At 59.3% G+C, this 10,964-nt stretch carries 11 protein-coding genes; 2 read left to right on the top strand and 9 right to left on the bottom strand.

Going from position 1 to position 10,964, the window contains the following annotated elements:
* Positions 1-3: 3 nt before the first annotated feature.
* The 6 genes from P7F28_RS11130 to paaA form a co-directional block, all read right to left on the bottom strand.
* Positions 4-1,512: a 3-hydroxyacyl-CoA dehydrogenase gene (locus P7F28_RS11130; RefSeq protein WP_277184538.1), complete on the bottom strand. Its 1,509-nt coding sequence runs from the start codon at positions 1,510-1,512 to the stop codon at positions 4-6.
* 79 nt (positions 1,513-1,591) lie between these two features.
* On the bottom strand, positions 1,592-2,680 hold the full coding sequence (gene paaE, locus P7F28_RS11135; protein WP_277184539.1) for a 1,2-phenylacetyl-CoA epoxidase subunit PaaE: 1,089 nt from the start codon (positions 2,678-2,680) through the stop codon (positions 1,592-1,594).
* A gap of 30 nt (positions 2,681-2,710) precedes the next feature.
* Positions 2,711-3,235 carry a 1,2-phenylacetyl-CoA epoxidase subunit PaaD gene (paaD, locus tag P7F28_RS11140; RefSeq protein ID WP_277184575.1) on the bottom strand — a complete coding sequence of 175 codons (525 nt, stop codon included), beginning with the start codon at positions 3,233-3,235 and terminating at the stop codon, positions 2,711-2,713.
* Between the two features lie 8 nt (positions 3,236-3,243).
* Positions 3,244-4,047 carry a 1,2-phenylacetyl-CoA epoxidase subunit PaaC gene (paaC, locus tag P7F28_RS11145; protein ID WP_277184540.1) on the bottom strand — a complete coding sequence of 268 codons (804 nt, stop codon included), beginning with the start codon at positions 4,045-4,047 and terminating at the stop codon, positions 3,244-3,246.
* 10 nt (positions 4,048-4,057) lie between these two features.
* Entirely contained in the window at positions 4,058-4,342 is a 285-nt protein-coding gene (gene paaB, locus P7F28_RS11150) for a 1,2-phenylacetyl-CoA epoxidase subunit PaaB (protein WP_233386847.1), read from the bottom strand.
* A gap of 16 nt (positions 4,343-4,358) precedes the next feature.
* A complete protein-coding gene (gene paaA, locus P7F28_RS11155) occupies positions 4,359-5,372 on the bottom strand; it encodes a 1,2-phenylacetyl-CoA epoxidase subunit PaaA (protein WP_277184541.1) in 1,014 nt (337 codons plus the stop codon).
* A gap of 340 nt (positions 5,373-5,712) precedes the next feature.
* Between paaA and P7F28_RS11160 the strand changes: the two genes are divergently transcribed.
* Entirely contained in the window at positions 5,713-6,030 is a 318-nt protein-coding gene (locus tag P7F28_RS11160; protein WP_277184542.1) for a DUF4148 domain-containing protein, read from the top strand.
* A gap of 76 nt (positions 6,031-6,106) precedes the next feature.
* Here P7F28_RS11160 and P7F28_RS11165 read toward each other — a convergent pair whose 3' ends face one another.
* Both P7F28_RS11165 and P7F28_RS11170 read right to left on the bottom strand, forming a co-directional pair.
* Complete coding sequence (locus P7F28_RS11165) at positions 6,107-7,180, bottom strand: hypothetical protein (RefSeq protein WP_277184543.1); 1,074 nt, start codon at positions 7,178-7,180, stop codon at positions 6,107-6,109.
* Between the two features lie 179 nt (positions 7,181-7,359).
* Positions 7,360-7,581 carry a hypothetical protein gene (locus tag P7F28_RS11170; protein WP_277184544.1) on the bottom strand — a complete coding sequence of 74 codons (222 nt, stop codon included), beginning with the start codon at positions 7,579-7,581 and terminating at the stop codon, positions 7,360-7,362.
* A gap of 442 nt (positions 7,582-8,023) precedes the next feature.
* Here P7F28_RS11170 and P7F28_RS11175 point away from each other — a divergent pair, with 442 nt between their 5' ends.
* Positions 8,024-9,652: a hypothetical protein gene (locus P7F28_RS11175; RefSeq protein ID WP_277184545.1), complete on the top strand. Its 1,629-nt coding sequence runs from the start codon at positions 8,024-8,026 to the stop codon at positions 9,650-9,652.
* Positions 9,653-9,712: 60 nt separating this feature from the next.
* Here the strand turns inward: P7F28_RS11175 and P7F28_RS11180 are convergent, their stop codons facing one another.
* Positions 9,713-10,948, bottom strand: coding sequence for a porin (locus P7F28_RS11180; RefSeq protein ID WP_277184546.1), 1,236 nt, complete (start codon positions 10,946-10,948; stop codon positions 9,713-9,715).
* Between the last annotated feature and the right edge of the window lie 16 nt (positions 10,949-10,964).

Below are 10,964 nucleotides of genomic sequence, written 5' to 3' on the forward strand. Positions count from 1 at the left end.
CGATTAATGGAATTGCTGTCCTGCAAATCTAAGCGACGCAATCAGCGGCGATGCGCGATAACGGTCTTCGCCGTAGTGCCTGGCAAGATTGAGCAGCACATCATGAACGCGCGCGATGCCGATGCGATCGCCCCATGCAAGCGGTCCGAGCGGATAGTTCACGCCCTTTTCCATCGCAAGATCGAGATCGGCGCGCGTGCAGACGCCCTGATTGACGGCATCCGCTGCTTCGTTGATGAGCATGGCGACCGTGCGCATAACTACCATGCCCGCTACATCGGCGAAGGGAACGACGGTATAGCCCGCTTGTGCAAGCGCGCCGGCGACGGCTGCGTAGGCGTCGTTCGAACACTGGCGCGCGCGGCTTAGCGCGATGCTTTGCGCCTTCGTATAGTCGAGCGCGAGATCGATCAGCACGACATTGTCGATTCCGAGCGCGTGCGCACGTTCGGTGGCGCTGCGGCCATCGGTCACGAAAAGGTAGGCATCCTCAATACATGCGACGAGGTCGGGAATATCATTGCGGCCTTCGCCTTTGACTCGCGCTTGCAATGCCGCATAAAGCGGATGCGTTTCGCCGAGCACGATCTTCGAAGGCGTCCGCGTATTCGTTTCGATGCGTGCCGCAGGCTTGATCGCGTCGGCAGCGTAATCATAGAAGCCACGTCCCGATTTGCGGCCGAGAAAGCCTGCATCGACGAGTTCCTGCTGAATGAGCGAGGGCGTGAAGCGCGGATCGTTGTAATACGCGTTGAAAACCGATTTCGTCACCGCGAAGTTCACGTCATGTCCGATCAGGTCCATCAACTCGAACGGACCCATTTTGAAGCCGCCGGAATCGCGCATGACGGTATCGATCGACGCTTCGTCGGCGCCCTGCTCGTTCAGCACGCGCAAGGCTTCGGCATAGAACGGACGCGCCACGCGATTGACGATAAAGCCCGGTGTGGACTTCGCATACACCGGCTTTTTGCCCCACGCCGCAGCAGTCGCATGAACGGCTTGCGCAATATCGTCGGACGTGGCGAGACCGCGCACGACTTCGACCAACGCCATCAACGGAGCGGGATTGAAGAAGTGCATGCCGACCACGCGCGATGGTTTGCGCAGGAGCGCGGCAATCGCTGTGATCGAGATGGACGATGTATTGGTCGCAAGAATACAGGCATCATCCACAATCTCTTCGAGCTGCGCAAACAAGCCACGTTTCACATCGAGCCGTTCCGCAACCGCTTCGACGACGAGCGCCGCGCCGCGCATATCGGCAAGATCAGAGACCACGCATACACGTTCGATCGCTGCGCGCCCCGTTTCGGCATCAACCTTGTTCTTGTCGATCAAACGCTGAATATTCGATGCAATTCCGTTACGCGCTTTCTCGAGCGCGTTGGAATCGAGATCGTAAAGCAACACCATATGTCCGGCGAGCGCCGCGACTTGCGCGATACCCGCGCCCATCGCGCCCGCGCCGATAACGCCGATCGTCGAAGAAGCCTGAATAGCGGTAGCCATGTTTTCGTCAATAAAGGAACGCGACAAGGCCACGGCGTTTCACCGGCGACCTCGTTGTGAAATGAAATAAACGTACTGCTTAGCGTTCGTCGAAACTGACGACCACGCGTTCGCTCACCGGATGGCACTGGCACGTCAGCACGAAACCTTCATCGATCTCATGCTGTTCGAGCGTGAAGTTCTTTTCCATCTTCACTTCGCCTTCGAGTACTTTGGCGCGGCACGTGCAGCACACCCCGCCCTTGCATGCGTATGGCAACGCGAGGCCAGCCTTGAGACCGACATCCAGCACGCTTACGCCTTGATAAGGCAACCGCATCTTGCGCTTCTTGCCGTCGATGATGACTTCAAGATCCGCAGCCGGCGTGTTCTCCGTAATCTCGATCTGCGGCACGCCCGCCTGCGGCAAAGGTGTGCCGAAGCGCTCCACATGAATCTGTTTTGGCGCGACACCCGAGTCCTTCAGCGCGGCCTCTGCGGCGTCCATCATCGGACCGGGACCGCAGATAAAGGCTTCATCGATCTCGTCAGCCGGGAGCAAGGTCTCAAGAAACGCGCGGCATTTATCCTGATCCAGCACGCCATTGAATAGTTCGACATCCTGTATATCGTCCGACAGAACGTGATACAGCGAGAAACGACTCATATACCGATTCTTCAAGTCTTCGAGTTCTTCGGCAAACATGATCGCATCGACACTGCGATTGCCGTAGACCAGCGTAAAGCGGCTGGTCGGCTCCATATCGAGCGTGGTTTTGATGATCGCAAGAACCGGCGTGATGCCAGAGCCGCCCGAAAATGCTACGTAGTGCTTCGCGTGATCCGCATTCAGATGCGTGAAGAAGCGCCCGTCCGGTGTCATGACGTCGATCTCATGCCCTGGCTTCAGGGTATCGAATGCGAAGTTCGAGAAGCGCCCGCCGCGCACACGTTTGATGCCGATGCGCAACTCGCCGTCGCGATCGTAGTCGGTCACGCCGACGCAGATCGAATACGAGCGTCGCGTTTCTTCCCCGTCGATATGCGTCTTCAAGGTCACGAATTGGCCTTGCGTGAAGCGAAACGCATCGCGCAAGGCGGGCGGAACGTCGAACGAGACCGTGACTGCGTCGGCGGTTTCGGGTCGGACGTCGCGGATGCGCAGCGGATGGAATTGCGGAGTAGCCATGATGTGCGTATCGAAGAAGGTTGAATCGGTTCAGTACGGCTTGAAGTAATCGAACGGCTCGCGGCAATCGAGGCATCGGTAGAGCGCCTTGCATGCGGTCGATCCGAACTGTGCCAGCTTTTCCGTGTGATGCGAGCCGCAGCGTGGACACGCAACGACGTCCTGCTTGCGAGGCGCGAAGCGAATTGGCTTGAGCGTTTCAGCGGGCGCGTGGCCGCATTGCCCGGACGGCGGCGCGATACCGTAGCGGCGCAACTTGTCACGCGCTTCGTCGGTGATCCAGTCGGTCGTCCACGCGGGAGCCAGCACCGTTTCGATACGATGCGCACCGAGCGCGGCCTGATCGATCGCGTGCGCGATATCTTCGGCAATCTGCGACATCGCGGGGCATCCCGAGTAAGTCGGCGTGATGACCACTTCGAGCACACCGTCATCGCCGTGACGCACGTCGCGAAGAATGCCTAATTCACGGATCGAAACCACGGGAATCTCCGGATCGGGCACGGATTCGAGCACCGACCAGGCACGTTCAATAGTCGCTTCCATCGCTTCCATCGCTTTCATCACCACGTCGCGCCCGGATGTTGACGCGCGAGACTTTGCATTTCAGCGAGCAGATAACCCATATGTTCGGAGTGCTCGCCATGTTTGCCCGCGCTGACGTGCTTCACTTCCGCAGGCGCAGACAAGGTCGCCTCTTCGATTGCCGATGCCACTTCCTCGCGCCATGTCGCTTCGACATCGCTCGCAAGCGGTGCAATGCGCGCTTCGGCGACTGCGCGTTCGGTGTCATCGATGGCGAAAAACTCCCTTGTATAAGGCATCAAATAATCGAGCGCTGCCTGCGCACGACGATGAGACTCATCGGTGCCATCACCGAATCGGACGAACCAGTCGCGCGCGTGATGCACGTGGTAGCGCGTTTCCTTGATCGACTTCGCCGCGATCGCCGCAAGTTGCGCATCGGTCGATGCCTGCAAGGCGGTCCACGTCTCAAACATGAATGCCGAATAAAGAAAGTTACGCACGATAGTCACGGCGTAGTCGCGTTCGGTGCGTGCCGTGCCCGCAAGCGGCCCGAAGTGCGGCAGTTCCGCAATCGTGTAGTTCGCAAACTCGCGTTCAGTCCGGAAATACGCGTAGTCGTCTTCGGTTTTCGTCGCGCCGGTCAACGAGGCTTCGAGCGTGGCCGCATGCGTATAAAGCAAACGCGCTTGCCCGATCAGATCGAGACTCATATTCGCGAGCGCAATATCCTCTTCGAGCGCAGGACCGTGGCTGCACCATTCCGCATTGCGCTGACCGAGGATCAGCGCGTTATCGGCGAGACGCAATACATAGGCGAGATGCTGATGCGTAATCGACATATCCCGCGCCTCACATATGATTGATTTCATCGGGCAAAACAAAAAACGTAGGATGCCGATATATCTTGTCCACCGCCGGTTCGAACAATTCGCCCTTGTCCGCAGGGTCCGAAGCGGTGATCGCCGCTGACGGCACCACCCAAATGCTCACGCCTTCCTGTCGACGCGTATAGACATCGCGCGCCATGCGCAGTGCCGCGCCTGCATCGGGCGCGTGGAGGCTGCCGCAATGCTTATGATCCAGTCCCTGCTTGCTGCGCACGAACACTTCCCAGATCGGCCATTCCTTGTTCATCTTCCCGTCTCCCTTTTTATGCCGCATCCCGATGCGCACGCGCTTTCTGCTTGTCCGCGTAAGCCAGCGCCGCTTCACGCACCCAGGCTCCTTCGTCATGTGCTTTCACACGCGTAGCCAGGCGTTCCTTGTTGCATGGACCATCGCCGTTGACCACGCGCCAGAACTCTTCCCAGTCGATCTCGCCGTAGTCATGCGCGTTGCGTGATTCGTTCCACTTAAGATCCGGATCGGGCAAGCTCACGCCGAGAATCTTTGCCTGCTCGACGGTGGCATCGACGAATTTCTGACGCAGATCGCCGTTGGAAATACGCTTGATTCCCCATGCAAACGACTGGCCGCTGTGAATCGAATCTTTGTCGCTCGGGCCGAACATCATCAACACGGGCCACCACCAGCGATCCACCGCCTGCTGAACGAGGTCCTTCTGCGCTTGCGTGCCCTTCATCATGGCGAGCAGCGCATCGAAGCCCTGACGCTGATGGAAAGACTCTTCCTTGCAGATACGGATCATCGCGCGAGCGTAGGGACCGTAAGTGCAGCGGCACAGCGGAATTTGATTCATGATCGCCGCGCCATCGACCAGCCAGCCAATCACGCCGACATCGGCCCAAGTGGGTGTCGGATAGTTGAAGATGCTCGAATACTTGGCCTTGCCCGCATGCAGTGCCGCGACGAGTTGACCGCGCGACACACCGAGCGTTTCGGCCGCGCTATAGAGATACAACCCGTGGCCGCCCTCATCCTGCACTTTCGCAAGCAGGATCGCCTTGCGCTTCAGACTCGGCGCGCGGCTGATCCAGTTGCCCTCGGGCTGCATGCCGATGATCTCCGAATGCGCATGCTGCGAGATCTGACGCACGAGCGTTTTGCGATACGCCTCGGGCATCCAGTCCTGCGGCTCGATCTTGCCATCGGCTTGCATCACGGAATCGAATCGCGATTGTTCGGCTGACGCTGCGTTCGAAGCGTTATTGCTCTCGCGTTCAGCGTTCTGACTCGAAGGGATATCGAGAGATTGGGTGTACATGCGGGGCTCCGCAATAGTTTTTGAGATACGATGCGCAAGTATAACTATTAACCGACCGGACGGTTGATTAATTTTCGCGTTTGGCAGAATCGATAAATAGCGTCGCGTTAACCCTGCGACGCCCAAATCGCGCCAAAAGTATCTTTGTCGAAATTGGAAAGAATGCGCTTGACCAGCACTCGCTACTCCATACCGCGCAGGCATTATTCCGATTTCGACAAAGATCATTCAACGGAAACGCGAATGATCTGAAGCGGACGCCTCTTTAAACTCCGTCCACAAGTTGCTCGTCTTATTAACGGACTCGAAGCAACACCAAACTGAACCGGAGGTAACAATCATGAAGTCGCTCATTTCCGCAGTCGCTGTCGCAGCCGCACTCGTCGCTCCCGCACTCGCCTTCGCCCAACAAAGCGACGCGCCGCTGACGCGCGCTCAGGTCCGCGCCGAACTGGTGCAACTGGAGAAAGCCGGCTACAACCCGAATATCAATGATCCATCGTATCCGGCGAATCTTCAGGCTGCCGAAGCGCGTGTGAATGCACAGGCAGTCGCACAAACCTCGACGCAATCGAGCGACTACGGTTCGGTCGCGACAGGTTCGTCGCAATCGGGCCGGGCTGAGCCGCGCGCGATGAGCACGTTCTTCGGCCAGTAATTGGACCGTTGTCGAGGAAAGTAAGGAAAGGCGCTGCATCGATCGGATACAGCGCCTTTTTTGCGCGTGGATTCGGTCAATTCGCCGGAATCGTGACCACGGGTGCCTTGGCGGTGTCGGTGACTTCGGCGAGCGCCATCAGGTTTTGCACGACGGTGAACGCATATTTTGAATCGAAGTCGCTGCGATCGATCCAGTAATCCGATTGATCGTAAGGAATGCTGACATAGGCATCCTTCGGCGGCTTCTGCCCCACTTTCACGATGATCGTCGGCCGTGTTTCGCCGCCGATCAATCCGATGCTCGGCTTGGTTGCGCCGCTATCCACCTGTCTGTCCGGCACCGCGATCTGCGCGCCGAGATCGGTGAGAATGCCGAGCACGGAACGCGTGACCATTGGTATGCGATCGCGATCCGACGACTGCCCGTAGATGATTTCGTATGTCTTCATCTTCGGCGACAGATGCAACAACTTGCGGACCAGCGTGAGATCATCGACCACTTGCTTGATCTCACCACTGCGCGTTGCGCCCAACGTCATGAACACGCCGGACTTGCCGTTCTTGTCTTCGTTACGCGTTTCGATGTTCAACTCGCCCGCCAATTGCAAGCGGCGCAACGCCTGTAAAAGCAAGAAGAAATCCGGCGATCCCGATGCATTCGGCCCACCCAGCGCATTGCCGTTCTGCAAACCGCTGATCGACTGCGCGGTGATACGCAGCAGCAGATCGATCGGAATGCCGCTTTCTGCGAGCGGCATCACGAGCGTGGGCGCGAGCGGGCGAATGTAGGCGCTGGCGTAGGCATCGCCGGTGGTGGGCGTGAACGTGAACGTCGGGTGATTCGAGTACGACACGCTGCCCGTGGCCTGCGCGTAATTCGGCTGAGCGCCGGAACCGGCGTTGAGGATCGCGCCACCCGTCGCATCGAATGTATACGCGGCGATGATGCTGCTCACGGTGAGGAACGACGGTGCATCGGCGAAGCGCAAACCGACAATCGCGGCAAGAATTTCACGTTTTTTGGCATCGCCGAGGGCGCGGGCGTAATCGACCTGGTCCGCTTTTAAACGGCCAGGCCCGATGCCCGCACAGCCCGCAGCAAGAAAGGACGCGGACAGAACGGCGGTGCACAGGGCTTTTCTGGTCATGGGAATGAGTGTTGGATGACGGGAGGATCGTCGGCCTGAAGCCGCGGAACACTTGGGGCGCGGCAGCAATTCTCATACCTTTGCCTTTTTGCATGACGCATTTTGAATGCAAAAAGGCACTCCCGGCTGGCGTGTTGCGCGCCAGCCGAACAACTTGCTTCAACGATCAGTGCGATCGATCAGGAAGCGTTGTCTTTCGCCTTCCGCGCGAACAAGGCGCTCGCCTCACGCGACGTTCCCCGATCCGCATGCGCGATATGCCGGCTCGCTTCCGCATGCTGCGCGACGAGCGTATCGAGCCGATCCTGCGCGAAACGCGGACCGTCATCACGAGCGAACGCAGGTGCGGCGATGGTGAATGCAGCGGCGGCGAAAACCGTGGCAAAGCCCTTTGTTTTCATGATTCACCCCACAGTCGAAACGCGGCGCGTCACGCGTGTGATTGCCGCCGGTCAAGGATCGCATATCGGCTAAAAATCTGCCCGACATCCCGTGTCTGGAAACATCGTCGCGTCCCCGCTTCTCTTGTATCCGCCAAAATCCAGCACACTGCGCCCGACCGTTGCACAAGCCGTTAGCACGCGGCGCTTTGCATCAAACATGCAAAATGCAAACGCGTCCTTGTGTGGGCATGCGATCACACATTCTGCACACTCCCCACCTAAAATTCGTCTACCTGATCAATACAAACGTTTGCTATGCGAACTTTCTGGTTCGCCTTCGGCGTCGTGCGCATGAACCTCGCATGACGCACTCAGCGTGAAAGTCTTTGGATCGCGCATTCGGTTCGGATCGATATCCGTCCGGCGTTACGACGCCGCCCGGTGATGACGGGAGACCGGCATGAGTGTTCCTTCCACGACGCTTCCCACTGGCGAGCCAGGCGGCGATGCCAACGCAAACGCCACGGCAAACGAAGCCTCCGGCAGCACACGACCCGGCGCGCGCGTGAAGAAGGATCTTGACCGCTGCGAGATGCTGATCTCGCACGCGGCGAAGGCCGGCACCGTGATCGATGAAGCCGATGTCAACGCCGTCCGAAATGCGCGCTGCGCCTGCGATCGCGGTGAGTGGACGTGCGCCGTCGGCAGTGCCTTCTATGCCGCGATGGGCCGGATTTCAGAGCGCGTGCAATATCCGGGGCCGCGCATCATCGACGATATCGCGCACTGCCGGGAGATGGTCTCGTACGGCGCGCAGAACGGCAGACTGCTCGAAGAGAAGGACGTGCAGGCGCTGTCGAACGCGCGCACGGCATTGCAGAACCGCACATGGAGTCCGGAGCTCGAGGCCGCGTTCTACGCTGCGATGAGCCGTATCGCGCATTCGCTGTCGCCGGTGGTGGCCGAGACCGCGGGCGACGAAGCGCGGCGCGGTGCGCGCCGCGCGATCCGCATCTACACGTACTGCGCCGTGACGCTGACCGTGGTCGTGTTGTCGCTGTCGTGCATGCTCTTCGTCGGCAATCAGATTTCGGGCGACATCGGCAATATCGTCAGGTCGAATGATGCCGAAGCGCTCACGCTCCACAACCAGTTGCTCGCGCACCGCGCCGCGATCGATGCCGCCGTCGATAGCGGCAACGACGGCGCGCTCATCGCCTTGCAGAATTCGCAGCCGGCCCTGCAAATCAAGGAGGAATTGCAGACTTTCGCGACCAATAACCGGCAGCTTTTCTCGGATGTATCGCGCATTAGCTGGGCGACGGCGGCGCTCGGTTTTGGTGCAATACGGAGTCCATATAAATTACCCTGCCCCGACGATAAAAACGCGCTCAGTCTTCGCACCGCGTTCACTACGGGCGCGACCAAAGCACCGCCGAAAGATCAAGGCGACTGGCAATGTCAGGCGGAAGTCGCGCGTGAAGTGCTGGAAATCACGTTGCCGCTGCTCGCGCGTCCCGAGAAAAAAGCGGGCGATACCACCATTCCCACCGAGCGAGACGCCGTGGATCAAGGCTTTGAAAAGATCGCGGTGTATCAGGACATTCGCGCGATGGCGCTGTATGCGAACGACATCATTCTGTCCGTGTTCGGCGCGGTGACGGGATTCCTGCTGCCGGTTTTATACGCGTGCCTGGGCGCATGCGCGTCGATCCTTCGCCAATTGAACGTCGATTCATCGGCGAATACGTTTCATCCGGAGCATTCCAAAGTTGCCAATCGTGCGCATATGACGAGCGCGGTGATCGTGGGAATTTCGATCGGACTCTTTAGCAAATTGCTCGAAGGCGGCAAGGATATTTCACCGCTCGCCTTGTCGTTCGTGGCGGGTTATGCATCGGACAAGTTCTTCTATTTTGTCGATCGGCTCGTGGGCGCGATCTTTCCGCCGCGCGAGACGGAGCCGCCGCCGCGCGTGCCGCCTAATGTGCCGCCTAATGTGCCGCCTAATGTGCCACCGAATGTGCCGCCTAAGGTGCCGCATCACGCGTCGAATGCGGCCGTGGTTCGCACCGATCCGCCTCGCTAACAAAAAAAACCGGACGCCGAAGCGCCCGGTTTTTCGATACAGCTAAACCGCTGATGAAGCTTAGAAGCGGTGGATGATACCCACGCCTGCTGCGAACATGCTGCGCGAAGACGACGGAGCCGTCTGGAAGCCGTCGCCGATCGATGCGGTTGCCGCGATCGAACGGTTGACCGCGCCTGCTGCCGTGAACGTCGGCGTGCCGAGCGTACGGCCGTTCGCGCGCTGGAACGCTTCGAGTGCGTACAGACCGGTGCGCTTGGACAGCGAATAGTATTGCGACAGATTGAACTGATGGTACGACGCTGCATCGTCGATACCGTTCGCCTTGCTGGCCCACGTGTAGCTGTAGCCCGCTGCGAAGTCCCATGCCGTCGTGGCCTTCCAGTGCAGCACGGTGCCGGCCGTGTTGAACACTTGCTCGTCCGTGAACTTCGACGCGATACCCGGGATGTACTGAACGTTCGTGTACGTCGCCGAAATATCCCACGCGCTGTTGAAGACGTAGCCCAGGCCGACCGCGAAGCGGTTCTGCGCCTGCGCGCCCTGATAGCCGTTGGTCACTGCCGACACGCCCGATTGGCCAGCCGTGTTCGTCGTCGAATCCGTGCCGTAGACGCCGCCACCGATGGTCGAGTTGTTGATGCGCGTGAACGCGACCGTACCGCCGATCGGGCCTTGCTGATACTGGACTGCAGCCGACCAGGTCGATCCGCGATACACGCTGTCCGGCGTGCCTGCGAGCGAGTACGAACCGCTGACCGTCACGCCGTAGAGCTTAGGCGACGTATAGACGATCGAGTTGTTTGCGCGGTAGATCGTATCCAGTTCGTCCAGATCGCCCGGGTGTGCGCCGAAGTAGCCGGTCAGCCAGTTGGTCGGGCTGTACGGGGCCATCAGCGTGTAGTACGAGGTGTACTGACGACCCAACGTCAGCGTACCGAACTGTCCGTTCGTCAGACCGACCCAAGCCTGGCGGCCGAACATGGCGTTGGTGTATTGCTGCGCGCCGTTATTGATGTTGGAGCCGGATTCCAACTGGAAAATGGCCTTGGTGCCGCCGCCCAGATCTTCCGCGCCCTTCAGGCCGAAACGGCTGCCCGCCCAGATGCCCGATGCGGTCTTGACGTTCGAACGGCCACCGCTCGTCGAACCCAGCGAGGTCTGGCTGCTTTGGTACACGATCGAATCATCGACGATACCGTACAGCGTCACGCTGCTTTGTGCGAAAGCCGGGGCTGCGGCGGCGAATGCGAGTGCCGCGACGAGCGCGCTCTTGGTCAAGTTGAAACCCTTCATTTGATCTCCTCTGCTC

It is taken from the genome of Caballeronia sp. BR00000012568055, from assembly GCF_029439455.1.
Lineage (GTDB): Bacteria > Pseudomonadota > Gammaproteobacteria > Burkholderiales > Burkholderiaceae > Caballeronia.